This window comes from Paenibacillus sp. URB8-2, from assembly GCF_013393385.1.
Classification (GTDB): domain Bacteria; phylum Bacillota; class Bacilli; order Paenibacillales; family Paenibacillaceae; genus Paenibacillus_AQ.
Genome location: NZ_AP023239.1, coordinates 3,915,416 through 3,941,080, shown reverse-complemented (window position 1 = coordinate 3,941,080; position 25,665 = coordinate 3,915,416). Strand labels below are relative to the sequence as shown.

Sequence of the window (25,665 nt, the reverse complement as noted above, 5' to 3'; positions counted from 1 at the left end):
GCGGCTTTTTCGGAAGGTATCCGTCTGTCTGTACGGGGATCTTTTGCTGCGCGCCCGCCAATCTTCTTCAATCTGCGGATTTCACTCCTTGCCTGCTTTAGGCAAGGAGTTTTTGATTTTCACCATAGATATGGGGATACGGCGCATTACCTGGAGGGTAACCTGGCATGATTATCGAGAAGAATGTCATTATGGATGAGACGGCGATCCGCCGGGCGCTGTCGCGCATAGCGCATGAGATTCTGGAGAAGAACAAAGGCATCGAAGATTGCATGCTGATCGGTATCCGCACCCGGGGCGTATATCTGGCGCGGCGGATTGCGGAGCGAATCAAAGAGATTGAGGGCGCGGATGTTCCTTGCGGCGAGCTTGATGTGACTTCTTACCGCGATGATTTAGAGCCGGGGAAGAATAAGAATGCGAACGACGGAGATTGTAACGGAAAAGGGACGTTGATCCTTCCAGCCAGCGTTTCAGGCACCCGGGACAAAAAGATTATCCTGTTCGACGATGTTCTCTACACCGGGCGGACGATTCGGGCGGCGATGGACGCGCTGATGGACTGCGGACGGCCGCGGATGATCCAACTGGCGGTTCTGGCCGACAGAGGCCACCGCGAAGTGCCGATTCGCCCGGACTATGTAGGCAAGAACGTTCCGACCTCGAGGCATGAATCGATTGAAGTGGCGCTGAAGGAAGTCGACGGCACGGACGAAGTGCACATACTATCGAACTGGGAGGCAAAATAAAATGATGACAGCTACCAGAGTAAAGGAACGGAGTCTTCTTGGGCTGAAAGGTTTGGACGCATCGGAAATTTCCGCCATACTGGACAGAGCGGCGTATTGGGACAAGCATACGGAGAAGGTAAGCTCGGTGCTTGCCTCACGGTTTGTTTCCAACATGTTCTTCGAGAACAGCACGCGCACCCGCTTCTCGTTTGAAATGGCGGAGAAGCGTCTTGGAGCCCAGGTGCTGAACTTTACAGCCGCGGCTTCCAGCGTGGAGAAAGGCGAGTCGATCTACGATACCGTCCGCACTCTGGAGTCGATGGGCATCGATGCCGGAGTCATCCGGCTGAAGCCGAGCGGCGTGCTGGCCCAGCTTTCCGAAAAAGTATCCATTCCGCTGATTAACGCCGGCGACGGCAACAACGAGCATCCGACACAGGCGCTGCTGGATTTGTACACCATGCTCAAGACCTTCGGCGAAATCAAAGGCCTGACCGTATCGATTATCGGAGATATTATGCACAGCCGGGTAGCCCGCTCCAATCTGTGGGGACTGACGAAGATGGGAGCCAAGGTGCAGTTCTGCGCGCCGGAGAATATGAAAGCTCCCGAGCTGATGGAACATGCGCCTTATGTCACGATAGACGAAGCGCTGAAAGCGGACGTGGTCATGATGCTGCGCGTACAGCTGGAGCGGCATGCTTCCGGAATGCTGCAATCGGCTGAAGAGTACCGGCGGCAGTTCGGCCTGACGGAGGAGAGAGCAGCTAAACTGGATTCGCATACGGTCATTATGCATCCGGCGCCGGTCAATCGGAACGTCGAAATTGACGACGCGGTAGTCGAGAGCGCCAAATCGCTGATTTTTCCGCAGATGTCCAATGGAGTTCCGGTGCGGATGGCGGTCATTGAGAGAGCGATTCGATAAACGAGTTGAATAGGGTTAATAAATATACACAAACATGAATTTTTATTATATAATAACGATAGAGCCCGGATGCTCTTGTCGCGGGCAAAAGGAGAAGCATGAACGTGATTATCAAAAATGCCAGTGTTTTGAATGCGGAAGGTGTCTTGGAACGCAAGCATATCCAGATTGAGAACGGTGTGATCTCCGCGATTCTGAATGGGAACGAGACGATCGCCGAAGGTTCGGATACTATCGATGCCGCCGGCAAGCTGCTTGCTCCGGGGCTTATCGATATGCACGTGCATTTGCGCGAACCGGGCTTTGAACATAAGGAGACGATTGAGACCGGCAGCCGTTCGGCAGCCAAAGGCGGATTTACAACGATTGCCTGCATGCCGAACACCAAGCCGGTGACAGACAGCCCGGAAGTTGTGAAGCTGGTTGAGGACAAGGCCCGCTCGGCGGGACTGGTCAAGGTGCTGCCTTACGCCGCGATCACGAAGAGTCAGCAGGGACAGGAGCTTACGGATTTTGCCGCATTGAAGGAAGCCGGAGCCATTGGCTTTACGGATGACGGCGTAGGCGTGCAGACGGCTCAAATGATGAAGGATGCGATGAATATCGCCGCGAAGATGGATATGCCGGTAATCGCACACTGTGAGGACAATTCACTGGTTGTGGGAGCGCCGGTGGCCGAAGGAAGCTTTGCCCGCAAGCACGGGCTGAAGGGCATTCCGAACGAGTCGGAAGCGATTCATGTCGGCCGGGATATTTTGCTCGCGGAAGCGACAGGCGTGCATTACCATGTGTGCCATGTCAGCACGGAGCAGTCGGTGCGGCTGATTCGCCAGGCCAAGGAAATCGGCATCCGTGTGACCGCCGAGGTTTGTCCTCATCATCTGCTGCTGTCGGAAGAAGACATCCCTGGCCTTGACGCCAACTGGAAAATGAACCCGCCGCTGCGCTCGCGCCGCGACGTGGATGCCTGCATTGAAGCTTTGCTTGACGGAACCATCGATATCATCGTGACGGACCACGCGCCGCACAGCGCGGAAGAGAAAGCCAAAGGGATGCAGTCTGCACCGTTCGGCATTGTCGGATTCGAGACTGCTTTTCCGCTGATGTATACGAAGTTTGTCGCCGCCGGCAAGATGGATCTTTCCCTGCTGGTCAAGAGAATGACCGCCGATCCGGCCCGCGTGTTCGGTCTGAACACCGGTGTGCTGGAACCTGGAGCTCCGGCGGATCTGACGCTCATCGATCTGGAGACGGAGAAGGAAGTTGACCCGGAAAGCTTCGCCAGCAAGGGACGGAATACACCGTTTACGGGCTGGAAGCTTAAAGGCTGGCCGGTGATGACCATTACGGACGGCCGGGTTGTATGGAGTGAAGAATAAGAATCGAACCGGAAGAACGAAGCGGGCTGCAGGCCTAATAAGCTTAACAAGCGAAGCGGGACACTCCGGCGAAACAGGAAATATACAGTTTGAAACTACAGAATGAAGAGGGAGTGGAAAGGAATGCAGGCTAGATTGCTGCTACAGGACGGAACGCTGTTTACCGGCACCGCATTCGGCGCAGAGGGCGAGAAGACTGGCGAGGTTGTTTTTAATACGGGGATTACGGGATATCAGGAGGTGCTGTCCGATCCTTCGTACTGCGGGCAAATCGTCACGATGACTTATCCGCTGATCGGGAATTACGGGATTACGCGTGATGATTTTGAGTCCGTGCGCCCCTTCGTGCACGGCTTCGTCGTGCGCCGGCATGAGACGGTGCCGAGCAACTGGCGCGCCGAATACAGCGTCGACGACCTGCTGAAAGAATACGACATTCCCGGCATCAGCGACATCGATACCCGGATGCTGACGCGCATCATCCGCCACTACGGCACGATGAAGGCTATCCTGACCACTTCGATCAAGCCGGTGGAAGAGCTGATGGAAATGATGAACGATACATCGATCGCCGAGCTGCGCAACCAGGTAGCCCGCACTTCAACCGCCAGCGCATACAGCAGTCCCGGAACCAAGGAAAAAATCGTGCTCGTGGACTACGGCGCCAAGACGGGGATTCTGCGCGAACTGAACAACCGCGGCTGCGATGTCATCGTCGTTCCCCATAACGTTACGGCTGACGAAATCCGCCGCATCAACCCGGACGGCATCCAGCTGTCCAACGGTCCCGGGGACCCCAAAGACGTGCCATACGCGGTTAAGACGATTTCCGAGCTGCTCGGCGAATACCCGATCTTCGGCATCTGTCTTGGACACCAGCTGTTTGCGCTAGCCTGCGGCGCGGATACCGAGAAGCTTAAATTCGGACACCGCGGCGGCAACCATCCGGTCAAAGAGCTGGAGAGCGGACGCTGCTACATTACGTCGCAGAATCACGGTTACACCGTAAACGAAGAGTCCGTAAACGGTACGGAGCTTGAAGTTACGCATATCAACAATAACGACAAGACGATTGAAGGGCTGAAGCACACCCGCTACCCCGCTTTCTCGGTGCAGTACCATCCGGAAGCGGCTCCGGGACCGCATGACAGCAGCTATTTATTCGACCGTTTTCTGGATATGATCGCGGAGCACAAGCGCAATACTCCCGCTATTTCCCGTCAAGCCCAGCTTGCGGCGAACGCGCGGATCGCGGCGCCAACCCCGAGACAGCAGCTTGAAGCCGTGAAAGGAGCCTACTAATAGAATGCCTAAGAACGATAAGCTCAAAAAGATACTCGTGATCGGCTCCGGACCGATTGTAATCGGCCAGGCGGCCGAATTCGACTACGCCGGAACCCAGGCCTGCCAGGCGCTGAAAGAAGAAGGCGTCGAGGTTATTCTGATCAACAGCAACCCCGCCACCATCATGACCGATACGAACATGGCGGATAAAGTATATATCGAACCGATTACGCTCGACTTCGTCACCGGAATTATCCGCCAGGAGCGTCCCGACGGACTGCTGCCAACACTTGGCGGTCAGACCGGCCTGAACATGGCCGTCGAGCTGGCGCGCGCCGGCGTGCTGGAGCAGGAGAACGTCAAGCTGCTCGGCACCCAGCTGCATTCCATCGAGAAAGCGGAAGACCGCGACCTGTTCCGCGACCTGATGCGGGAACTTGAACAGCCCGTACCTGACAGCACGATTGTTACGACGCTGGAAGAAGCGCTGGCGTTCGCCGAGGAGATCGGCTATCCGCTGATCGTCCGTCCGGCTTACACGCTGGGCGGCACCGGCGGCGGGATTTGCGCGAATGAAGAAGAGCTTCGCGAGACGGTCAAATCCGGCATTCGCTACAGCCCGATCGGCCAGTGCCTGATCGAGAAGAGCATCGCCGGCATGAAGGAAGTCGAATATGAAGTTATGCGCGATGCGAACGACAACTGCATCGTGGTCTGCAACATGGAGAACTTTGACCCGGTCGGCGTGCATACCGGCGACAGTATCGTTGTGGCTCCGAGCCAAACGCTGTCTGACCGTGAGTACCAAATGCTCCGCAGCGCCTCTCTGAAGATCATCCGCGCGCTGAACATCGAAGGCGGCTGCAACGTGCAGTTCGCGCTTGATCCTCAGAGCTATCAATACTATGTCATCGAGGTTAACCCGCGTGTCAGCCGTTCGTCGGCGCTGGCTTCGAAAGCTACTGGCTATCCGATTGCCAAAATGGCGGCCAAAATCGCTCTCGGCTACACGCTCGATGAAATCGTCAACCCGGTTACGGGGCAGACTTATGCCTGCTTCGAGCCTACGCTGGATTATATCGTCAGCAAAATCCCGCGCTGGCCGTTTGACAAGTTCACGCATGCGAACCGCAAGCTCGGCACGCAGATGAAGGCGACCGGCGAAGTCATGGCCATCGGCCGCACCTTCGAGGAGTCAATCCACAAAGCGATCCGTTCGCTGGAGATCGGGGTTCACCGGTTCAAGCTGCCGGGAGCGGAACTGCTTGAGGATGAAGTGCTGAAGACCCGTCTGGCCAAGCCGGACGACGAGCGCATCTTCCTGATTGCCGAGGCATTCCGCCGCGGATATCAGCTTCAGGAGATTCAGGATATTACCCAGGTAGACTGGTGGTTCCTCGATAAGATCGAAGGCTTGATCGGCTTCGAGGACCGCATTCGCGAAGAAGAGAGCCTGACGCCGGAAACGCTGTACCAGGCGAAGCGTCTTGGCTTTACCGACCGCGCCATTGCCGAACTGCGGGCCGAAGGCCAGCCTGGAGGCAAACAAACGAAGGAAGCCGAGGTGCGGACGTTGCGCCTGGAGCAGGGACTTAAGCCCGTCTACAAGATGGTTGACACCTGCGCGGCCGAATTCGAGGCGACTACGCCATACTATTACTCGACTTACGAAACCGAGAACGAAGTGCTTCCATCCGATAAGCAAAAAGTGGTTGTTCTTGGCTCCGGCCCGATCCGTATCGGCCAGGGCATTGAGTTTGACTACTCTACGGTGCATGCCGTCTGGGCAATCCAGAAGGCCGGATACGAAGCGGTCATTATCAATAATAACCCGGAGACGGTATCCACCGACTTCAACACCTCCGACCGGCTCTATTTCGAACCGCTGTTCTTTGAGGATGTAATGAATGTCATCGAGCAGGAGAAACCGATCGGCGTCATCGTACAGTTCGGCGGACAGACAGCGATCAACCTGGCCGCGCCGCTCAGCGCAGCTGGCGTGAAAATTCTTGGCACAAGCCTCACAAGCATTGACGAGGCGGAAGACCGCAAGCGGTTCGAAGCACTGCTGTCGCGTCTGGATATCGCGCAGCCGCAGGGCAGCACCGTAACGACGGTGGAAGAAGCCGTAGGTACGGCCCAGTCGCTCGGCTATCCGGTTCTGGTGCGTCCTTCCTACGTGCTTGGCGGACGGGCGATGGAGATTGTCTATTCCGATAACGAACTGCTGACCTATATGAAAGAGGCGGTTAAGGTCAACCCGGATCACCCTGTGCTGATCGACCGTTACATGCTCGGCAAAGAGGTTGAAGTCGACGCCATCTGCGACGGCGAAACGGTAGTTATTCCCGGCATTATGGAGCACGTGGAACGCGCGGGCGTCCACTCCGGCGACTCCATCGCGGTATATCCTCCGCAGCATCTGAAGGAAGACCTGAAACGCAAAATCTCGGAGATCACGATCAAGATCGCCAAAGAATTGAAGACGGTCGGACTGGTTAATATCCAGTTTGTCATCTACAAGGGCGAGGTTTACGTGATCGAAGTGAATCCGCGTTCGTCGCGTACCGTACCGTTCCTGAGCAAAGTGACAGGCATTCCGATGGCTCATCTGGCAACGAAGGTTATTCTCGGCGGCAAGCTGAAGGACGAAGGGTACAGCGAAGGCCTGTGGCCGGAGAGCGACTTCGTCTCCGTCAAAGTGCCGGTCTTCTCCTTCGCCAAGCTGCGCAGAGTAGAACCGACGCTGGGTCCGGAAATGAAATCGACCGGCGAAGTCATGGGCCGCGACAGATTGTATGCCAAGGCTCTGTATAAAGGTCTGATCGGTGCAGGCATGAAAATCCCAACCACCGGCTCGATTATCGTAACCGTGGCCGACAAGGATAAAGAGGAAGCGGTCGAGCTGATGAAAGGCTTCCACCGCCTGGGCTATAAGATCATTGCTACGGGCGGCACCGCTTCGGCGCTGGAAAATGCGGGCCTCAACGTCATGAACGTCAACAAGCTCGGCGAAGGGGAGCCTACCATTATCGACATTATCCGCAGCGGCCAGGCGAACTTCGTGTTCAACACACTCACGAAGGGCAAGACGCCGGAGCGGGACGGCTTCCTTATCCGCCGCGAAGCGGTCGAGAACGGCATCGTCTGCATGACGTCGCTGGATACCGTAACGGCGCTGCTGCGCATGCTGGAGACGATCAACTTCTCCTCGCAGTCGATGCCCGCTTTTGTGGGACAATAAGAAAAGTGCGTAAGGCATAAGAAATATCAGGAACGGTTTGCGTCATCTCGCAGACCGTTCCGCTGTGCCTGGGCCTTTTCGTCGGACAGAAAGATCGAGAGCTTGTTCACATATCCAGCGAAGGAGTGTTGTTATGAAGAAGTGGGAGAGCATGGCCAATCGTCTGATGATCCCGCTTGATTACCCGGATGCCGGGCAGGCGAAGGAACTGATCGATAAGCTGAAAGGCATTCCGTGCTATATGAAGGTCGGCATGCAGCTGTTCTACGCTGCCGGTCCGGATTTTGTCAAAGAGCTGAAATCCCTCGGCTACTCCGTATTTCTTGATGTGAAGATGCATGATATCCCGAACACGGTAAAAGGCGGAGCCGAGAGCGTGACCGCCCTTGGCGTCGATATGTTCAACGTACATGCATCCGGCGGTTCGGCCATGATGGCCGCCGCAAGGGAAGGCATCGATGCGGCCTTGCGCAATAACCCTGCGCTAACCCGTCCGCTGGTTATTGCGGTGACCCAGCTTACCAGCACCAGTCAGGCCGTCATGAACGGCGAGATCGGCATTCCCGGCGAAGTGCCGGATACGGTCGTGCGGTACGCGAAGCTCGCCGCAGCCGCCGGTCTTGACGGCGTCGTGGCGTCGCCTATGGAAGCCGCTGCCATATCGGCAGCCTGCGGCCCTGCATTCTGCACCGTGACCCCCGGCATTCGTCCGTCCGGATCTTCGCTGGACGACCAGAGCCGCGTCATGACGCCGGGACAGGCGATCCGGCAGGGAAGCCACTTTCTGGTCGTAGGACGGCCTATAACGGCAGCTTCAGACCCGCATCAGGCTGCTGAGCATATAATTGAGGAGATGATTCACGCGTGAGCCCATTGCTGAATAGAAGTGAACAAATTGCCGCTTACTTATTGAAGATCCAAGCGGTCGCCCTGCGCCCGCAGGAGCCTTTTACGTGGACATCGGGCATCAAGTCCCCGATTTACTGCGATAACCGGCTTACCCTTTCGTACCCGGAAATCCGCAGCTACATCGCCGACGCGTTCGCGGAATTGATCGCGGCCGAGTATCCCGGCACAGAGGTTATCGCCGGAACCGCAACCGCCGGCATTCCTCATGCCGCCTGGGTAGCGGACAAGCTGAATCTACCGATGGCCTATATCCGTGATAAGGCTAAAGGACATGGCAAACAGAACCAGATCGAAGGCATTATCTCCCCCGGTCAAAAGGTCATAGTAATCGAGGACTTGATCTCCACCGGAGGAAGCTCGCTCAAAGCCGCGCAGGCTGTGAAGGAAGCAGGAGGCGAACCGCTTGCGGTACTGGCGATTTTCAGCTATGAACTGGACCGTGCGACTAACGCGTTCGAAGAAGCGGGAATTCCGCTGCAAAGCCTGTCCAATTACAGCACCCTGATCGATGTTGCTCTGGGTCAAGGCAAAATCGCAGCGGAAGATGTAGAGCTGTTGCAGTCGTGGAGACGCGATCCATCCGCATTCGGGAAATAATATCGTTTACTTGAAGCGCATGATATTAACGACTTGTATTAAAACCGTCCAGCAATGGGCGGTTTTAATCATTAATTTTATCAGGTCACGTGATTGTGCTATTCCGGAGAACTTGAACGGGTGCCGCAAGTTTTTTATTAAAATGGGCAAGCTAACAATCGAAGAGGACATGAACATCTTTTATGGAAGGGGCAGAGCGCATCATGAACTGGGTTTATTTCGCCAAGCTGTTCAGAACAAGGTTTCAGGCGGGCTGTCTGGCCAAGCGGCTTGAACAGGATGGCTGGATTTATGGCTACCATGATCCGCAACTGGTGGAAATTTACCGTTCGCGCAAAGGAAAATACGGTGTCCGTTTTCTTCCCTGAAAAAGATTAGCGGTCAGCCCTTGACTTTACACCATGTTGTAATGTATATTATTTATTGTCGCTGTTTGAATATGATTACTGACGCGGGGTGGAGCAGCCCGGTAGCTCGTCGGGCTCATAACCCGAAGGCCGCAGGTTCAAATCCTGCCCCCGCAACCAATTTATTTACCGGAAAGTTCAAACAGCAATTATTGTATACGGATATTTGATCAGGGCCCTTAGCTCAGTTGGTTAGAGCGGTCGGCTCATAACCGATTGGTCGGGGGTTCGAGTCCCTCAGGGCCCACTTCACTGAAACCCTTGCGCAGCAAGGGTTTTTTGCTGTCTAAGGATAGATATTCAATTTCGCACATACCTGGGCGACGCCACGTACAATAACCCATATCCAGAGAAAAACGAGTAATGGAGGAGCAGCGGTGATTATTTTTTTGAACGGCGACCAGAACGGAATTGATATGTCAACGCTATCAGGTGTGGAGAGAGAGATAGTGGAGAAGAAGCAGAGAAGTCCGGAAACCTATGTTTACGAATCACCCGCCGCACTCGTATTTGAGCTGAATACCAGAAGGCGCATTGTTGAAGCGGCTGTCGCGCTTAATGCAAGCGGAGTGACCTTTGTCCCGTTTGAGAACACCAGGGGCAATCGTTACTTTTGGTCGCGTACGAATAAAGGAGGACTCCTCTTAAATAACGGGGTTTTACCGTCCGACGCGATCAATGATATTTTCCGGAACGGCCGTCTGTATGCCTTTGAGTGCGCAACAGCCGTGGTGGTTGTTTTATATAAGGGAGTTCTTGATGCGCTGGGCGAAGAGGTATTTAATTCGTACTTTAGAAACCTGCTGCTCTATGATTGGCATTATGACAGCGATTTACAGTTAACTGCGATCAGTAACAGGGAGGAAGCCTATCCCGGTGATGTGCAGTATTTCAAGAATCCAGACCATGACCCGAACAAACCGGAATGGCAGGGCGAGAATGTTATCGTGCTGGGCAAAGGAATGTATTACGGGCATGGAATCGGTATTACCACCGCCGAGGGAATTATTACCGCTCTGAACAGAAAGAGAGTGCCGGGCAGCAGAACATCTGCTTATCTTCTGGATGAGACGTTTCACCCGGATTTTGAGTATTTGCAGAGATTGCCCGCGGGAAGAAGGCTTCCGTCAGCGGTAGGCCGTTATACAGGCTATACAGTTATCATAAAAATCGGTTCGCATAATTACAGAATGTAGCTAAGAAAGCTCTTTTGTAGCCGCTTAATGGATTTAGCCTGTTTCAAAATTTCGAAACGGCGTAATGTCCATATAAGCAACCACATGATAGCCGTTGTCTAACGACACACTGGCAAGGTAGAACATACTGGCGTCATTCAAAGCCTTAACCAGCTTGTTCTCATTGAATTTAGAAGAGAACAACCTGGGATTCCGGCGGTTCCTGCTTTGAGGGCTTGCGAAAGTAAGCCTGAAGGTCGGGTGGCTTTCGCTCGCCCACAATCTGCAGAAGAAACATGCGGTGGATCAAAATGCCAAACCGGCCGGCCAAGGATGAACCCCTTGACCGGCCGGTTTGCTGTTTTTTAAACATTTGGTTGTCCCTCAAGCTTTAAAATCCTGCCTTTGGGACAGCCCTTCAATAAGATATTGCTAACGAATTTGTAAACGAACTCTTTGTATTCCTTGGCTTGCCAAGGGTTTTTTGCTGTCTAGAAGTCTTTTTATGAGAGGAAAAGGCAACGGAACTAATTAGGAAAATCGATTTGCTAACGGATTTGCTAACGCGAGTTATAATCCAGAGGTTCGATCGGCTTTCTTAACATATTTATCAGAAAAAGGAGAGAAGACCCCTACCTCTGTAGGCAGGGGATGAATCGACTTCGGACAATGGGGGCATTAGCCCCCTGGGTTGTCCGACATCTTCAAGCATCCTATTCAACATACTTCAAAACTCTGACTTGGGCCCCTCTTCGATGACTCCCAGCCTTTCCCCTCGCGTTACAGCAACTTTTTTTGGAAACTCCTTGAGAAAGAACATGCGTTCGGTTATAATTGAGGTGAACAGAGGGGGCCTGGCTATGTTGATCAAAAAAGCCTACAAATTCCGCATCTACCCCACACCCGAACAAGCCACACTCATTAACAAGGCGATTGGATGCAGCCGCTTTGTATACAATCGTTTTCTAGCGAGGTGGACGGATACGTTCCACAAGACTGGAAAAGGTCTAACCTACAGCGCGTGCTCAGCCGAATTAACCGGTCTCAAACAAGAATTGGCGTGGCTTAGCGAAGTCGACAGTACCGCTTTGCAGTCAGCGCTTAAGCATCTTGCCGATGCGTATAAACAATTTTTCGAAAAACGGAACAATGCCCCCTGTTTTAAAAGCAAGAAAAATCCGGTGCAATCCTACACCACCCAAATCCAAGGAAAAAGTCAGTCTCCGAAAGTAAGCATTGTAGAGAGCCGTATCAAGCTTCCCAAGCTGGGATGGGTGAAGTTTGTCAAAAGCCGTGAAGTGACCGGGCGCATCATCCATGCTACCCTTCGGCGTAATCCTTCGGGAAAATACTTTGTCTCCGTGCTTGCGGAAACAGAGGTAGAGCCGCTGCCCCCGGCCCATTCCGAGGTGGGCATTGATCTGGGACTCAAAGATTTTGCGGTTTTGTCAAATGGTGAAGTGTTTGAGAATCCCCAATTCTTTCGTACCATTGAGAACAAACTCGCTGGGGCCCAGCGCAAGCTTTCCCGCCGGAAGAAAGGCGGATCAAACTGGAATAAACAGCGGATTAAAGTAGCCCGGATACATGAAGATATCCGCAATGCGAGAAAAGACTATTTGGACAGAGTCTCGACGCATATTGTCAAAAACCACGACAGGATTGCCATCGAAGACTTGTCCGTTCGCAACATGCTAAAAAGTGGGAGGCTATCCAAAGCGATTAGTGAAGCCTCCTGGTCCCTGTTTCGCAAGATGCTGGAATATAAATGCGCATGGTACGGGAGAGTATTAGTCACCGTAGGCCGCACTTTTGCCTCCTCCCAATTATGTTCTTGCTGCGGATACCGGAATCAGGAGATTAAGGACCTGAACATGCGTGAATGGACCTGCCCGTCGTGTGGAACCGTCCATGACAGGGACTTGAACGCAAGTCGGAATATTCTAACCGAAGGCAAAAGACTTCTTGAGGTATGAGCCTTACACGAACTGCCGGAACGGCAGGGATCGCTTGGTTAACTTCTCTTCGCTAGAAGGGACTACCCAAGAATCCTCCTTCCTCTAAGCATCAGCGTAGGGAGGGGAGTGTTCAATTATACTAAATAGTGATATAGTAGTGTTGGATTGATGAAGTATAGGACAAATTTACTTAAAACCGTTGTATAAATTATTTTTTCTATGTTAATATATTCCTATATACATAATCACATAAATCGTACGATAAAGGCAAAACTGATGAAAATCAGTGACGCAAAGCTAAAGGGACTAAATGGAGAAATCCGCATGTCAGCCAGCTCCCGAATAATCGCACCTCCCGTTGATTTATGTGAATTTAAGGAGGAAAAGTATGGGAAAGTATTGGCATTCTTTTTGGTTGGGATTTAACGAAGTTATTCTTGAGGATTGTATGTGTGAGAGTGTGAGATCGAAGATCTTTAGCAAGATTGGGTATCATAAAAGAAAACTTAATGCTTAAGCAAAAGAGGCACCTAGTTTAGGTGCTTTTTTCTTTTATTAACGAAGTTCCTAAGTTGTCCGGAAGGATTGCCGCAATCCATTCAGGATGAAGACGGTGCGCCGGTTAAATCCTCGATATCCGTTGATCCACAAATAAACAAAGCAATAGCGATAATAAGAAGAATGTTTCCGGCAAAATTTTCTCCGTCGAAGCCGCTCATTAGGATGCCCACCTCTTTCGAGAGATTATCTGTTGTTCCCGGTTTTCTTTTTTAATGCTTCCATAAGATCGTTCAATGTTAAACCGCCGTTATCATTCATGAAGCTAACCAGCTTGTCGACATTGCTATCGCTTAAATCGCTTAGGGTCTTGTATTTGCCTACCAGGCTGATAACAAGAGAAGCGTCAGTGTACAATTGCACAGAATCCACTTTAAGCTTTCCGGTCAACAAAAGTGCGGCCACGGTTAATTCAAGTCCTTTACAACCCTGAAGTCCGGAAGCTTTGGTTTGCTTTTTTGAGCTTGAATTTTTGCGTTTTCCGAGAGGAGCCATAATTCTCCCTTCCTCCCTAAGCTTTATCATGAAAACGGATAATTGGCGCATCTTCTGTGCTACACTATATGCTTTCTTAAAGGTTGTGTGAATAGGGAGGTCGGCACTCTTGAAAGCAGAATAACCCCTTTAAGTAAGGCTTAAAGGGGTCGCACAGATTATTCCTTTTAGAACTCCTCTGAAATGGATACAACACAGAATATGTCACAGGAAACTATATGGTATGGGCAGCACTATTCTTCCGCGTTCGGGTAGTTTCTTTTATCTCAAAATAAATTCAACCCGTGTCCCATCCTCATATTTCTCCAACTGATTGCCTACCCAGCCGCCTGCTCCGCGGTTATCGGCCGGCGATATGTATGCGATGTCCGCTCCCGTTCCGCCTTCTCTACACATGGCCATAGGCCATTCATCGCGGTCGTAATGTTTTTTGGTTGGAATGCCCTTCAGCGACTCCCGGCGGTTCTCTTCAGCTCCTTCCCGGTCGATCGTGCATATCTTGGGCTCGCCTTTGGAGATCGCTTTTTCAATATGCTTCGCCGTTTCCGGGTATTCGTCCGACGGAAAAATCAATTGCACCACTTCCGAGTCGGATGAAGGAGAGTTCCCGATATCCCACCCGTTCTGTTCGGCAAGATAAGACAGCAGCAGAAGCAGCAGGAGCATTGCAAGAAGATATATCATTCGTTTTCGTTTACGCAACGTCATACTCCTTTTCTGTTAATAAAGCCATGAATTTTATTATAATTCATTTTATTGATTCTTTCACAGATCATTTCCCATTTTTTTTAGTTGCGCATTTTCGCAATCTTTTCTATCCTTTTAAAAGGAGGGATAGAAGAAATGAGAAAAGCCTTACTGGCAGGCATAGCATTAGCATTTGTGCTTCTAAGCGCCTGCGGCGGAAAAGCGCCAGCTGCATTGTCCCATGAAGATGTGCAGGAAAGCGTTCAGCAATTTTACAACGAGATATCGTCACTTGATCAGACTGCGAAATCATCCCTTGAAGATTTCAATGAAGCGTTGGCTTCCTATTCCGGAGGCAACATGACGGCAGACCAATTGGAGAAGGCGATCGAGAAGTTCCAGGATACGGCCTCCGATTTGTCGGACAAGGCCGATGACGTAAAGGTTACACCCGGACTTCCGGATAACGTCGAGAAGCTGCTGACCGAAGCCAAAGACTCTTTTCAAAAAGCCTATGAAATCAAGAAAGAAGCCTCGCAAAGCGCTGATTCTCCCGATGTAACCGCCGAACAGTTCAATCAAATGAACAAAAATGCGGATATTGTCATGCTGTACGGCATTTCCAAGCTTAACGAAGCGAGAGAAGCGACCGGCCTGCTGGATACGAAGAAAAGCGAATAGACCGGGTCAAACCGTCCGAATAAGAAGGCGCGCAGCAGCAGCTGTCCGCGCCTTTTTCGCTGTTATTTTTTTCTTGTTGATTCAAAATATAAACAGTGGTTATAATACAAACATACGTTCCTATTTCGCGACAACTAGGTACTTTGTGGGTTATTTTAAAAAGGAGGCGACTCCCTTTGGGCAAGAAACTGGAGGGAAATGGGCTGCTGGAGAGCAGCCGTATGATGATTAAAGAGCAGATGCAGCGGATTCCGGAAGGGCAGCGGGAGATACTTCGCCGGAAGCAGCCCGTGATTGATGAACGGAAGCGGGAAGAGATGGAAAGAACGCTGTCTCTGTCGCTGCGGGAGCATGTTCGGATAACGGTTGTTTTGTGGGATTCGTTGGAGGAGATGAAGCTGAGCGGATTTGTCACCTCCATTCATGCCCACACTCGGGAAATCAAGCTCCAATGGGCGGACGAATGGAAGTGGATCGGACTGGATAGTATCTTGGAAGTACATCCCGGTTAGTTAAAGTGAGCACGAACAGCCCAACGGCAGTCCGCGCCTTATGTTCAGCTGCGATTGTGCAATTGATACGTACGTTTAACTTTCAGGATCTCCGCTTATTTCGTAGGCGATCAACGTAACGGGACTGCCCGTTAATTGGGCAATGCTGGCCTCAGCGCTGCGGATGATTTCAATGGCATCCTTCTGGTCCAGAGCTGCAACTTTGTAGCTGTCGCTGTGTATATCCATAAGTTCACCCCACCTTTCTTCGAGTTAGTGTTCCCGGCAGAAGGTTAAATCATTCGGTATGCTGTGCTGTGAATAGAGTGTAGACATGAGGGGGAAGCTAACAGCGACTAACACAACAAGGAGGTACTCACCTTTGAACAAGCTGATGGCTAGCTTTGCATGCACTGCTGTTTTATCGATGAGTCTGATGGGGGTCGGGTATGCATCGAACGCGTCCGAGACAGTGGGAGCGGGAGATATCGCGATCCATGGTACTGGGACCAATGATGGACTGACCGGCAATATGTACCGCGGAGACCGGACAACCTATCCTACAGGCGTTGGTACGACGCGCACCAATGACAATACGGTTACTCCGCTCGCGAACACGACGCGCACAGGAAATTACCGTGCCACCGCAGCAAACAACAACCGGAACAACAACGTTGACTGGGGATGGCTTGGCCTGATTGGTCTGCTCGGTCTGGCGGGCATGAGAAACAGAAGTCGCGAACACCGTTAATTGAAGCAGCACCCATGGCCCGTATCCGGTAAAGCGCCGGTACGGGCTATGCTTTGTTAAAAAAATAAGATTGCGTCAAACCCGAAACCATGATATTATATATCTTGTCGCGTTATGCGGAATAAAGTAATTTACCCCTGCCGGGGTGGCGGAATTGGCAGACGCACAGGACTTAAAATCCTGCGGTAGGTGACTACCGTACCGGTTCGATCCCGGTCCTCGGCATTCTTGATTTATAAGGGTTTTGGCCCTTTGGATTCATTTCCGCAAACCAGAAAAATAGCGAATCCTGTGTGCTTTAAATGGGCTGCAACAGCCGCACAGGATTCCCTGCTAGAGGTCCTCTTTTGAGCTATCTGTTCTTCACAAAACAGGTAGAAGCAAAGGAGGATTCTTTTATGGCGTCACGCGTAAACAAGATCAAGAAAACCCCCGCAACAATGGAAGAGGCTATGGATCGGTTCATTACTTGGAAGAAGGCAAACGGTATCAGCGAGCAGACGCTGCTGGACTACTCCACGCATATACAGCTGCTGTATAAACGGTATCCAGAAGCCAGAAACTCTTACGATGAGCTGGAGAACGCCGTCTGCGAGCATTTGAGCCAGGAAGGCATTAAGCCAGCCACTTATAACAATCGGCTAGTGTACCTGCGGACCTTCTTCAAATGGTGCTGTGAGCATGGTGTGCTGGAAGATAACCCTCTGGATGGTTTCAAAAAGCGTAAGGACGAAGGCAGGTCCGTAACTATTGATGAAGAGATGCTGGCCCGATTAATCACATTACCCAATCAGGAAACCTTCGCTGGGTTGAGGGACTATGCACTGTTCCTGATGTTTCTGGATTGCGGCATACGGCCGAAGGAAGCCTTTGGACTAATGGAGGACGATTTTCATCCCCGAGCCTATGAGATCCGTATAGATGCTACGAAAGCCAAGACAAGAGTGACACGCACACTGCCATTATCTCCAATCACAGTAGATGCTATCTCGGAGCTAATCTCCATTCATCCCGAAGAGTGGAAGGGAAAGGCACCTATCTTCTGTACTAATGAAGGGAAGCCACTGACCAGACACACATGGGGTGACCGTGTGGAAATGTACGGCAAGAAGTTGGGTATTCATATCTGGCCTTATGCGCTGCGTCATGCCTTCTCTGTGGTCTTCCTGAGAGGTGGCGGCAATGCATTCGGCCTACAGCGTATGCTGGGCCACGTGGACATGACCATGACGAAGCGGTATGTGCGGCTCTCTGACAATGATATGAAGGAACAGCATAATACGGCATCTCCGTTGAATCGCTTGATACAGCAGAAGAAGCGGGTTGGGAAGATACGGTAATAACAAGATGGCAACTGTACTCATTTTGAGTATGGTTGCCTTACTGTATGCATTGCTGCTAGACACCCATAACATCCAGGAAGCATTGATTGTAGTTCTTGGAAGCATATTCGATTATGTGGTCCAGCAAATCGTGAACATGATTTCTATTATAGAATATCCACCCGTTGACTGTGGTGCCTGAGCTTAGGTCCAGCGGTAATTCAATCGAATTGGTTTTTGGAGTACGCGGGCGGCTTCTCTTCCTTCTCCTGTACTCCAAAGATCTTTCGGTTTGCACGTAACAAGAAACTCCATATTCATAGCCTCCACATTTTACGGAAAGATCTGTGCCATCCTCCACATCCAATTTAGCTGAATAGTTTACTTCTTGAAAGAGGCCAGATTCCTTAACCAGAGCATAAAAATGAATCTCCCTGATAAGGGAAGGGAATGATCGAAGCAGTCTAGCCTTGACTGCTGCTTCATTCAGAGTGGATAAGGTACTGGAATGGACACTTAAAAAGTACTGCGTATATTCAGTTTGTGAAGGGAACCTTCTATGACTACAAATAAACGCCCATAGAGTGTACATCATATTGGGGAAGTTGGGCGCGTATTCAACACTGCTATTCCTAATGTCAATGAATGTAGGAGTCGATAGGCTGACGACTGTTTCTATCCCCTGTGTTGATATGTCCACTCCTGCCATCAAATCAATCATGGTGCTTTCTCCCGTTTAAATAATCATAAGCTTCATCTATTTTCTTCTGCTTCAATAATCGCTTCTGTAATATATCTTTTTCATACTGAAGACGCTGTAACCACTCTTCTGCATCGATATGTCTTACGTCCACTTCGATTGCCTCTTCTAAAACAGGCTTACCTTCAGGTGAGTATAAAACAAAGGTGTGACGAAGCTTGTAAAGTGGATCACGAATATCAGCTGTCTTCTGTTCAATGTTTTCATCGCCAAATTGTTTTCCCAGAAAGAATGGGTCTGGATCATTTGCGCTGAAGATTGCCAGAGGCACCTGATAAAAACTCGCTAGTTCTTTGAGTGTATTTTTCCTTGGCGAACTATCACTACTTTTTTCCAGATTGTACAATCCCACGTGACTAATTGCTCCGCTGCTTATTGCGACTTGTTTGACACTGTACTCGCCAATGTAGATCTTATTTAACTCCTCCCGTACCCACTTAATTCGTTCATTAAATGTTAGACCTTTAAACTCCATAAGCTCTTCACCATTCACCATTCTTCCAGCGTTGTCCTTTTTCATGATACAACTACCTCCTTATTCTTATGTACAGTATAACAGAAACACTAGAAAAGTAAATATAAAATAAACTTTACTTTAAGTTTACAACGTTGTATTATAACCGTATCCTGGAAATGTTTCAGGTGCAATGATCTTTGAGAACTTCATAGCTCACAGTTATTAAAAAAAAGCGGTAAAGATGCGGAATTCGTTCTCACAAGATCGAAGCATCTGTTTAAAAGAGAATGTCTCTAATACCAATACCAAAAAGTACGGCAATTCTGCAGTAGTTAACTAAGTTACAGGCACTACATCCGTATAAGGAGGTTAACATCATGAAGATAGATACACTGGAGTTGCAGACCAGGGCAATACTTTCTGAAGAGGCAATGCAGATTCTAAGCTCAAAGGCACATAATACCTACCACAAGGAAACAGGAGAATATGATTGCTATAAATATGAAATTCAAGGAGCCACCTGTAAAGTTGTTGTTCAATACACAGTTCAGAACTACAAGTTGAGACTTCATATTTCATCACTGCCAAAACTGATAACGGGTTCTTCGCTAATCTCCTTAAATGATAGTCATCGGGATCAGGTATTCTTAACGTTACAGAAGTGTCTGGAAGGCATCAAGATAGAAGCAGATCCCATTCCAGAATGGTCAGTCCGCCAAATGCATACCTATCACGACTTTCAGGTGGGAGATCAAGTACAGGACTATATATCGGTCTTCAGCAAGGCTCAGCTGCCAAGGTACCAGACAATAACGTATGCAGGTGAATCTGTATCATTTAAGTGCGATCACATGGAACATCAGGTTTATGACAAGCAGAAGAAAGTACTGAAAGAGCAGGGTGTAACTATGGAAGAGGTTGAGCGCTGTCAGGGAATCTTAAGATATGAAGTGCGATACAGAACATTAAGTCTTGGAAACGCAAACTCTCGGAAGTTTGGTGAGCTGTGCACGGATGAAGTAACTGGTTCAATGATTGCAAAGTATTTTAATACACTTCCTATGGCCAATCTAACAATCTCGTCAGCTAATGAGGTGCAAAAGAAGCTCACGGTTTTATATGGGGGAGCGGCGGCAATTCACATGATGGGTTTCATTGATGCATATGGACGCAATGCATTGGACGGTGTGTATAGCGATACAAAAGGAAGGTATTTAAGGAAGCTTCGAAAAGCTGGGATATCTCCCATACTTGAAAACCTAACATTGCCACCGTTAATTCTTCCCTTCGCTGATCTGCAAACATTTACTCCTGTTGAAGGGATAGCAACTGAAAGGTGTCCTGAGTATAGAAGACTGCCACGTAAAAGAGAAATGGGTCAACGGGATGTAACATAGTCGGTTGAGGATAAAGTTTTTTAGTGGGTATGGATATGAATCCAGAAAGGAACAGTCTATGTCTCTGACAAGCTTGCTGACGTTCGATAAAAACATCAAGGCTCTATTTGCAACAATCCCAAATATGAAGGTGCACTTCCAGAATGTTGATGGTGGAGATCCATTCCCAACGAATCCTGTACAGATTGTCCCGCGAAAGCATTCCACAGCAGGACTAATAGGTCATGCCTACGATTATCTGCTTCGTGCCTATGTGCAGAAAATAAACGGTGTCCATCAGGAACAGACAGCAGAAGAGCTTGCGGCATTTGCTGGCTTGGAGCGGTGGTCAACTTCAGATGCACATCTGAATGCCCGTTTTGCTTCTATAATAGAGCACAGGAATAGGTATATTAACGGTCAAGTGGAACTGGACGATATTTTATTGCAAGACAGCCTGGTATTAGCCCATCTTGAAAGCTATTACCGATCTGGATACATGGATGTGCAGGGCCCTTTGAATGTAGTGGATGCAGATATTGTTGACCTTAGAAGCTTGATTAAAGCCACTCAGGAACGGCAATCACTCTTCATAGCAGAGCGGGGAGTTGTTTGTAATCCATCATTTGGAAGGGCTATTGCAGGGCTTGTGGGCGGCGCTGACGGGGATCTAATTCTGGATGATATGCTGATTGAGATTAAGGTGGAATCCAGCTTCAAATATGCCATACGTCATCTGCGACAGCTTATTGGCTATTGGATATTATCCTGCCTTACTCCAGACTTTCATCCTCAGATAGACAGGCTGGGGATATGGAATCCAAGATACTGCCGTATGGTTTACATTACAGTAGAAGACATCTGTAGAGCGATGGACATGAGAGCCTTCACAGAGCAATTTATTGACGTTTTAAGCCAGGGTTCAGTAGGTGCGGGGAACATTGGAGCTGTCATGAATAAGCAGCGTATGGAGGAGATCAGAGCTCTTTGGGATAGGCCGGATCAACCAATTAGGCAGTTATACTGATCAGGCTAAGCTAGGGAATTTGCTGTAGGGGGATTAAATTCCAGGTTTATTGGAACAGCTATATGCGTAGGATTGTGAATGGGATGTAGTGAAGGACAGTAGGACAGTAGGACAGGTAGAAGTTCGTAGATCAAAGGTGCAACGGTGCCTTTAACTGCGGCTGCTATCTGTCCTTTTTTGCATTCAGCAGTACTACTACTAACCTCAAAAAGAAAGGAAGTTATCTATGGATTATCAAGCGTGGAGGAAAGGTTTTGAAAGACAGTTTGTGGTGTTCATGAAGATATGGCAGAGTCCGCCTTCAGGTAGTACTCTTCTTCATAGTACTGAACGTGCTCAATTATGGCGAAGTCAAAGCCAGCTTGTGTTCAGTCAAATGGAATGCAAAGTTGAGCATCCCATGGAACTCATTGAAGAAGCTTATAGTTTGCTGGAGGGGTTGTTGAGTCAGAAGACGCATACTGCTGAAAATGTAAATGCTACTTTCAGCAATCCCTTAGTCCAAGTTGTGATCTCCCGTACGATTCAGCGCCTGATGGCATGTTGCTGGTATGCGAAGCCGCCTATGCTCGGACTGTATCAGGATTCATATCTTGTTTTTTCTGATGTAGTAAAGCGGTTCTGGGAGCGGGAGCACAGGTACGGCAACCTTTCTGACGGTTTCTTAATGTATCTGGGGAGGTTTCTGTACCTACGTCTAAAGCACGGTTATATGACTAAACAGTTAGGATTCAAATATGACAGGAAAGCACACAAGTACCGTTTAAAGGTGCCAGAATTGCATTTGAGTTATTGGAGTCCCAAGGGGTCGATAACTTAAGGTACAGGAAATCGGCTTATGGAGGAAGAGATGGAAAGAGAGATTGTCCAGTTTATTGAAGGAAAGAATTCTGTTCAGGCACAGATTGCTTATCTACGAATAAAGGGGTTCAAGCTAAGTGTCATAGCCAGCGAGTGTGGAATTCCACTTAATACGGTTAAAACCCATATGCGAAGAATCCGAGTCATACTAGCAGATGGAGGGCTAGTTCATAAAAAAATTCATCTATAATCCAAACCTTTTAACCTGTAATGCAAGTATATCTATATGTACGTCACTTTCATGCAGCGCATAACTGATGCTGCGGGAGACTTTAAAGAAGAAAAAGAAAAATCTGTACCTCTGTCAATAGAGTAGACACAAAGAATCGAGAAAATTATGCAGCGAATCGGTACATACGTTCGTACTCATTGGGCGTAGAGTACCCAATTGCTGAATGGATTCTCTTTCCATTGTAAAAACAAGTAATGTATTCAAAAATGCGTTTCTTGGCTTCCTTGCGTGTTTTGAATTTTTCCAAGTAGACGAGTTCTTTCTTGAGCACACTGTGGAACGATTCGATGCACGCATTATCGTAACAGTTCCCTTTACGGCTCATACTGCCTTTCATCTTATAGGTGCGCAGTCGCGCTTGGTAGTCATGGGAAGCGTACTGACTGCCACGATCCGAATGATGCAGCACCTCACCACGAGGCCGCTGCTGGCTGTAGGCACGATCCAGCGCCGTTAACACCAGTTCTTTCGTCATTCGCTGATCCATGTGGAAGCCAACGATTTTACGACTGTACAGGTCCATGATGCTCGCCAAATACAGCCAACCCTCATCGGTCGGGATATACGTAATATCAGCCACCCAGGCCTTGTTTGGAGCTGCCGGATTAAACTCGCGGTTCAGCACGTTCTCTTGGACGGGCAGGTTGTGCTTCGAATTTGTTGTGGCCTTGTATTTCTTCACCGTGCGAGAGCGTAAACCCAGCTCCTTCATGATCCGAGCGACCGTTTTCTCGGATACACGTATGCCCTGCTTATGAAGTTCTTTTGCTACTTTGGGGCTTCCATATAATCGACGCGATTCCAGAAAGATACGACGGATCCGCCGCTCCAACTTGCGACGTCGTTTTTCACGTTTGCTGGCTTTTCGCTTGGTCCATTTGTAATAGCCGCTTCGGGATACATCAAAGGTTTTGCACATCTTCGAGACTCGGCACTTGAAGCGATGATCGTGGATGAAGGCATAGATCAGCGCCGGTCTTTGGCGAAGTAGTGCATCGCCTTTTTTAAGATGTCGTTCTCCTCTTCCAGATCACGAATGCGTTTCTGAAGGTCTCTCATTGCCTTATCGTCGGCTTTCAGTTGTCCACTGCCTGGAAAGGCTTGTGCACCGTCTTGCTTATATTCCGCCATCCAACGATACAGGGTGTTGTCGCTTATCCCCAGTTCGCGGGCGACCTGCGCCACCGCCTTTCCTTCTTCCTGGATCATCTGAATCGTTTGCAGTTTAAATTCTTTATCGTATTTTTTCGTCATGTTAGCACCTCGAATTTGGATAGGTTCATTTTACCCGATTCTCGGTTCCCCATGTCTACTTTTTAGTCTAGCAACAAAGGTGTTGCTGCGGAAGAGTGGGTTTTTAAGGGTGGTGAAAATGAGATTTTTGGACAGGTTCTGACTACAGATGAGAATATATATTTCTCAAGTGCTGAGAAGCTATATGCGGTGGATACTTCCACGGGAGAAGAGAAGTGGAGTCATAGTGTGAACGGGCAGGCCTCAGTTCCAGCAGTTGTAAGTGATAGCGTACTTTATACGGATAGCTCAGGTTTGCATGCGGTTCAGAAGGGAACTGGAGAGGAAATGTGGGAGTATAATTTCAGTTCTGAATTAGCGTTTCCGTCGAGATTCCCAACTACAGTAGCTTCTACTAACCATGTGTTTATCACAGACCTAACCAAGGAAGGGCCAGCGGTTCTTAAAGCCATTGATCTCCAATCAGGAAAAGAAGCATGGAAGCTTGCGGGGGACTGGTCGTCGACCATAGCTCCTGCAGTGATTCAGGATAAGCTATACATTCCTGCTGCTGGAAAGATGCTTATTATTAATGAAAAGAACGGAAAAGAACTACATAGCTTTAACACTAAAGGAGTTATAAATAGCTATGCTGCTTCGGACCAGCAGATAATCGCCGTTAATATTAGCGGCAATGTTGCTAGCTATGACTCCAATACAGGCGAGCTATTATGGGAGTATGACAATGAATTATTAGGGCTGCCGAACTCTCCTGATATAACAATATCAAAGGATAAGGTGCTTCTCACAGAAAAGAAGAGTGGAAGCATAATCGCACTTGATGCGAGTTCTGGGAATGAAGCATGGAATAAGCAATTTGGAGAGGAGAAGAATTCCGTGGTGATGGGTGCGGCGATAACTACACCATCGGTCATTGAGAATACTCTTTACATTGGTATCTTTGATGGACAAGACGAGCAGTTTAAGAACTTGCCTGATTTCTCGAACCTTACAGCTATTAATGAAGAAACTGGTGAGAAGCTCTGGCATTATCCAGTGGATGATTACATTATGTATCCTCCAGCCTTTGTAAATGGGAGTGTCATTGTTACAAATATGGAGCAGACAGTCACAGCATATCAAGGTGGCGAAAATGCAGTAAAGAAAGAGCAAACGGTTGACAATGAGCAGGAAGTGAAAGCAGCCGATAATACAATCACTAATGACGGAGTAATGGAGAAGAACTCAGACGGGCTATATGATCTTAGCTTGTATGAAGGAAATTGGAGTACACCTGGCAGTGATGAAATGGCATTTAAACTTTCTTTTACTGACAGTACTTCTGGTGTTATAACCTTCTATAGTCAGGGGGGAGAAAATCCTCAACCGTTTAAGTATGTTTATCCTAGTGGAACGCTGATGGCCAAAATTGGAATTGAGGAAAAGCCAACCATACTCATACTCTTTGACTCAGGTGTATTGGAATATAAGGATAATGAACAGAAATATTTCTTGGAGAAAACAAGTGCAGCGGCAGAGACGGGACAGGAGGGAGAACTGCGTGTCAGTGGGTTTGAAGGCAAATGGTGCGATTCTTCGCAAACTTTATGCTTCGATCTTGAACTTATAGATGATTCTGGAGGAACGCTGGAATATTATCAGGAGCGGGAACCGTTTAAGGAGTCTTTTGTGATTACTTATGAAGACGAATATAGCATGGTTGTAGAGGCTGATGGCTCTGAGCAAGTTAAATTGAATTTGGATGCAGACAAGAATACCTTAACGTATGATATTGAATTTAGGAAGGAGAAACTAACAAGGCAATAATGATTATATTGTGCGTCCAGTAGGACGCTTTTTTATTCCAAAAAAACAACTATTAATAAATTATGGAATATAAGATAAATATAAAATATGCTTGGAAAGCAAATATGATGGAAAAGTTAAGGAAGTATTGCCGATACCAATAAAGCGATTAAGATCATAGTGAGCAAAGGGAGAATTTTTACTGTATAAAAGGAGCATAGCAATGGAATGTTAAACAGTTTTGGGGTAACTAGGGATTTGACGGATTTTATAGAACTATATTATAGTACAGCAGTGAGGAGAGAGAACCTCTCGC

24 protein-coding genes, 3 tRNA genes and 1 riboswitch are annotated in these 25,665 nt (G+C 49.0%); of the genes, 21 read left to right on the top strand and 6 right to left on the bottom strand.

Going from position 1 to position 25,665, the window contains the following annotated elements; all coding sequences use genetic code 11:
* Positions 1-167: 167 nt before the first annotated feature.
* The 12 genes from pyrR (at position 168) to tnpB (ending at position 12,630) form a co-directional block, all read left to right on the top strand.
* The gene (pyrR, locus tag PUR_RS18285; RefSeq protein ID WP_124695649.1) at positions 168-749 is read left to right on the top strand and encodes a bifunctional pyr operon transcriptional regulator/uracil phosphoribosyltransferase PyrR; all 582 of its coding nucleotides are present in this window, start codon (positions 168-170) and stop codon (positions 747-749) included.
* A gap of 1 nt (position 750) precedes the next feature.
* Entirely contained in the window at positions 751-1,659 is a 909-nt protein-coding gene (locus PUR_RS18280) for an aspartate carbamoyltransferase catalytic subunit (protein ID WP_179036479.1), read from the top strand.
* Between the two features lie 98 nt (positions 1,660-1,757).
* The gene (locus PUR_RS18275; protein WP_179036478.1) at positions 1,758-3,038 is read left to right on the top strand and encodes a dihydroorotase; all 1,281 of its coding nucleotides are present in this window, start codon (positions 1,758-1,760) and stop codon (positions 3,036-3,038) included.
* A 123-nt stretch (positions 3,039-3,161) separates the two neighbouring features.
* Entirely contained in the window at positions 3,162-4,340 is a 1,179-nt protein-coding gene (gene carA, locus PUR_RS18270) for a glutamine-hydrolyzing carbamoyl-phosphate synthase small subunit (protein WP_179036477.1), read from the top strand.
* Between the two features lie 4 nt (positions 4,341-4,344).
* The gene (gene carB / locus PUR_RS18265; RefSeq protein ID WP_179036476.1) at positions 4,345-7,566 is read left to right on the top strand and encodes a carbamoyl-phosphate synthase large subunit; all 3,222 of its coding nucleotides are present in this window, start codon (positions 4,345-4,347) and stop codon (positions 7,564-7,566) included.
* Between the two features lie 133 nt (positions 7,567-7,699).
* The gene (pyrF, locus tag PUR_RS18260; protein ID WP_179036475.1) at positions 7,700-8,434 is read left to right on the top strand and encodes an orotidine-5'-phosphate decarboxylase; all 735 of its coding nucleotides are present in this window, start codon (positions 7,700-7,702) and stop codon (positions 8,432-8,434) included.
* A complete protein-coding gene (gene pyrE, locus PUR_RS18255; RefSeq protein ID WP_179036474.1) occupies positions 8,431-9,072 on the top strand; it encodes an orotate phosphoribosyltransferase in 642 nt (213 codons plus the stop codon). Before pyrF ends, pyrE begins: the two co-directional genes overlap by 4 nt.
* Positions 9,073-9,275: 203 nt before the next feature.
* The gene (locus PUR_RS18250; RefSeq protein ID WP_179036473.1) at positions 9,276-9,440 is read left to right on the top strand and encodes a hypothetical protein; all 165 of its coding nucleotides are present in this window, start codon (positions 9,276-9,278) and stop codon (positions 9,438-9,440) included.
* 82 nt (positions 9,441-9,522) lie between these two features.
* Positions 9,523-9,599: transfer RNA gene (locus PUR_RS18245), tRNA-Met, on the top strand.
* Between the two features lie 53 nt (positions 9,600-9,652).
* Positions 9,653-9,726, top strand: a tRNA-Ile gene (locus tag PUR_RS18240).
* 130 nt (positions 9,727-9,856) lie between these two features.
* The gene (locus tag PUR_RS18235; RefSeq protein WP_232101556.1) at positions 9,857-10,675 is read left to right on the top strand and encodes a protein-glutamine gamma-glutamyltransferase; all 819 of its coding nucleotides are present in this window, start codon (positions 9,857-9,859) and stop codon (positions 10,673-10,675) included.
* Positions 10,676-11,514: 839 nt separating this feature from the next.
* Complete coding sequence (tnpB, locus tag PUR_RS18225) at positions 11,515-12,630, top strand: IS200/IS605 family element RNA-guided endonuclease TnpB (protein WP_179036471.1); 1,116 nt, start codon at positions 11,515-11,517, stop codon at positions 12,628-12,630.
* Between the two features lie 238 nt (positions 12,631-12,868).
* Positions 12,869-12,955, top strand: a riboswitch (cyclic di-GMP riboswitch).
* A gap of 401 nt (positions 12,956-13,356) precedes the next feature.
* On the opposite strand, the gene PUR_RS18220 is transcribed toward tnpB, so the two are convergent.
* Together PUR_RS18220 and PUR_RS18215 are read right to left on the bottom strand one after the other, a co-directional pair.
* The gene (locus PUR_RS18220; protein WP_179036470.1) at positions 13,357-13,665 is read right to left on the bottom strand and encodes a hypothetical protein; all 309 of its coding nucleotides are present in this window, start codon (positions 13,663-13,665) and stop codon (positions 13,357-13,359) included.
* A 261-nt stretch (positions 13,666-13,926) separates the two neighbouring features.
* Complete coding sequence (locus tag PUR_RS18215; protein WP_442953848.1) at positions 13,927-14,331, bottom strand: NucA/NucB deoxyribonuclease domain-containing protein; 405 nt, start codon at positions 14,329-14,331, stop codon at positions 13,927-13,929.
* 177 nt (positions 14,332-14,508) lie between these two features.
* Between PUR_RS18215 and PUR_RS18210 the strand changes: the two genes are divergently transcribed.
* Positions 14,509-15,033, top strand: coding sequence for a hypothetical protein (locus PUR_RS18210; protein ID WP_179036468.1), 525 nt, complete (start codon positions 14,509-14,511; stop codon positions 15,031-15,033).
* A gap of 176 nt (positions 15,034-15,209) precedes the next feature.
* Entirely contained in the window at positions 15,210-15,545 is a 336-nt protein-coding gene (locus PUR_RS18205; protein ID WP_179036467.1) for a YolD-like family protein, read from the top strand.
* 75 nt (positions 15,546-15,620) lie between these two features.
* On the opposite strand, the gene PUR_RS18200 is transcribed toward PUR_RS18205, so the two are convergent.
* Positions 15,621-15,773, bottom strand: a complete 153-nt coding sequence (locus PUR_RS18200) for a hypothetical protein (RefSeq protein WP_179036466.1) — start codon at positions 15,771-15,773, stop codon at positions 15,621-15,623.
* Between the two features lie 85 nt (positions 15,774-15,858).
* On the opposite strand from PUR_RS18200, the gene PUR_RS18195 reads away from it, so the two are divergent.
* The 3 genes from PUR_RS18195 to PUR_RS18185 all read left to right on the top strand — a co-directional run bounded on the left by PUR_RS18195 (position 15,859) and on the right by PUR_RS18185 (position 17,615).
* Positions 15,859-16,275 carry a WGxxGxxG family protein gene (locus tag PUR_RS18195; RefSeq protein ID WP_179036465.1) on the top strand — a complete coding sequence of 139 codons (417 nt, stop codon included), beginning with the start codon at positions 15,859-15,861 and terminating at the stop codon, positions 16,273-16,275.
* 139 nt (positions 16,276-16,414) lie between these two features.
* Positions 16,415-16,500, top strand: a tRNA-Leu gene (locus tag PUR_RS18190).
* Between the two features lie 173 nt (positions 16,501-16,673).
* Entirely contained in the window at positions 16,674-17,615 is a 942-nt protein-coding gene (locus PUR_RS18185; protein WP_179036464.1) for a tyrosine-type recombinase/integrase, read from the top strand.
* A gap of 58 nt (positions 17,616-17,673) precedes the next feature.
* Here the strand turns inward: PUR_RS18185 and PUR_RS18180 are convergent, their stop codons facing one another.
* Together PUR_RS18180 and PUR_RS18175 are read right to left on the bottom strand one after the other, a co-directional pair.
* The gene (locus PUR_RS18180; RefSeq protein ID WP_179036463.1) at positions 17,674-18,318 is read right to left on the bottom strand and encodes a hypothetical protein; all 645 of its coding nucleotides are present in this window, start codon (positions 18,316-18,318) and stop codon (positions 17,674-17,676) included.
* Positions 18,311-18,877 (bottom strand): hypothetical protein, encoded by a 567-nt coding sequence (locus PUR_RS18175; protein WP_179036462.1) that lies wholly within the window; start codon positions 18,875-18,877, stop codon positions 18,311-18,313. The genes PUR_RS18180 and PUR_RS18175 overlap by 8 nt, the downstream gene beginning before the upstream one ends.
* A 314-nt stretch (positions 18,878-19,191) precedes the next feature.
* On the opposite strand from PUR_RS18175, the gene PUR_RS18170 reads away from it, so the two are divergent.
* The 3 genes from PUR_RS18170 to PUR_RS18160 all read left to right on the top strand — a co-directional run bounded on the left by PUR_RS18170 (position 19,192) and on the right by PUR_RS18160 (position 22,037).
* Positions 19,192-20,211, top strand: a complete 1,020-nt coding sequence (locus PUR_RS18170) for a hypothetical protein (RefSeq protein WP_179036461.1) — start codon at positions 19,192-19,194, stop codon at positions 20,209-20,211.
* Between the two features lie 4 nt (positions 20,212-20,215).
* Positions 20,216-21,217 (top strand): hypothetical protein, encoded by a 1,002-nt coding sequence (locus PUR_RS18165; protein WP_179036460.1) that lies wholly within the window; start codon positions 20,216-20,218, stop codon positions 21,215-21,217.
* Positions 21,218-21,443: 226 nt separating this feature from the next.
* Positions 21,444-22,037, top strand: coding sequence for a hypothetical protein (locus tag PUR_RS18160; protein ID WP_179036459.1), 594 nt, complete (start codon positions 21,444-21,446; stop codon positions 22,035-22,037).
* A 376-nt stretch (positions 22,038-22,413) separates the two neighbouring features.
* Here PUR_RS18160 and PUR_RS18155 read toward each other — a convergent pair.
* A protein-coding gene (locus PUR_RS18155; RefSeq protein ID WP_197970096.1) for an IS3 family transposase occupies positions 22,414-23,564 on the bottom strand; the annotation gives its coding sequence in 2 pieces (ribosomal slippage) (positions 22,414-23,309 and positions 23,309-23,564; 1,152 coding nt in all).
* 123 nt (positions 23,565-23,687) lie between these two features.
* Between PUR_RS18155 and PUR_RS18150 the strand changes: the two genes are divergently transcribed.
* Positions 23,688-25,370, top strand: a complete 1,683-nt coding sequence (locus tag PUR_RS18150) for an outer membrane protein assembly factor BamB family protein (RefSeq protein ID WP_269474733.1) — start codon at positions 23,688-23,690, stop codon at positions 25,368-25,370.
* Positions 25,371-25,665 lie beyond the last annotated feature (295 nt).

Excerpts from the sequence above, each read along its gene's own strand:
- pyrR (WP_124695649.1), top strand. The coding sequence starts at position 168 with ATGATTATCGAGAAGAATGTCATTATGGATGAGACGGCGATCCGCCGG.
- PUR_RS18280 (WP_179036479.1), top strand. The coding sequence starts at position 751 with ATGATGACAGCTACCAGAGTAAAGGAACGGAGTCTTCTTGGGCTGAAA.
- PUR_RS18275 (WP_179036478.1), top strand. The coding sequence starts at position 1,758 with ATGAACGTGATTATCAAAAATGCCAGTGTTTTGAATGCGGAAGGTGTC.
- carA (WP_179036477.1), top strand. The coding sequence starts at position 3,162 with ATGCAGGCTAGATTGCTGCTACAGGACGGAACGCTGTTTACCGGCACC.
- carB (WP_179036476.1), top strand. The coding sequence starts at position 4,345 with ATGCCTAAGAACGATAAGCTCAAAAAGATACTCGTGATCGGCTCCGGA.
- pyrF (WP_179036475.1), top strand. The coding sequence starts at position 7,700 with ATGAAGAAGTGGGAGAGCATGGCCAATCGTCTGATGATCCCGCTTGAT.
- PUR_RS18250 (WP_179036473.1), top strand. The coding sequence starts at position 9,276 with ATGAACTGGGTTTATTTCGCCAAGCTGTTCAGAACAAGGTTTCAGGCG.
- tnpB (WP_179036471.1), top strand. The coding sequence starts at position 11,515 with ATGTTGATCAAAAAAGCCTACAAATTCCGCATCTACCCCACACCCGAA.
- PUR_RS18220 (WP_179036470.1), bottom strand. The coding sequence starts at position 13,665 with ATGGCTCCTCTCGGAAAACGCAAAAATTCAAGCTCAAAAAAGCAAACC.
- PUR_RS18215 (WP_442953848.1), bottom strand. The coding sequence starts at position 14,331 with ATGCTCCTGCTGCTTCTGCTGCTGTCTTATCTTGCCGAACAGAACGGG.
- PUR_RS18210 (WP_179036468.1), top strand. The coding sequence starts at position 14,509 with ATGAGAAAAGCCTTACTGGCAGGCATAGCATTAGCATTTGTGCTTCTA.
- PUR_RS18200 (WP_179036466.1), bottom strand. The coding sequence starts at position 15,773 with ATGGATATACACAGCGACAGCTACAAAGTTGCAGCTCTGGACCAGAAG.
- PUR_RS18195 (WP_179036465.1), top strand. The coding sequence starts at position 15,859 with ATGAGGGGGAAGCTAACAGCGACTAACACAACAAGGAGGTACTCACCT.
- PUR_RS18185 (WP_179036464.1), top strand. The coding sequence starts at position 16,674 with ATGGCGTCACGCGTAAACAAGATCAAGAAAACCCCCGCAACAATGGAA.
- PUR_RS18180 (WP_179036463.1), bottom strand. The coding sequence starts at position 18,318 with ATGATTGATTTGATGGCAGGAGTGGACATATCAACACAGGGGATAGAA.
- PUR_RS18175 (WP_179036462.1), bottom strand. The coding sequence starts at position 18,877 with ATGAAAAAGGACAACGCTGGAAGAATGGTGAATGGTGAAGAGCTTATG.
- PUR_RS18170 (WP_179036461.1), top strand. The coding sequence starts at position 19,192 with ATGAAGATAGATACACTGGAGTTGCAGACCAGGGCAATACTTTCTGAA.
- PUR_RS18160 (WP_179036459.1), top strand. The coding sequence starts at position 21,444 with ATGGATTATCAAGCGTGGAGGAAAGGTTTTGAAAGACAGTTTGTGGTG.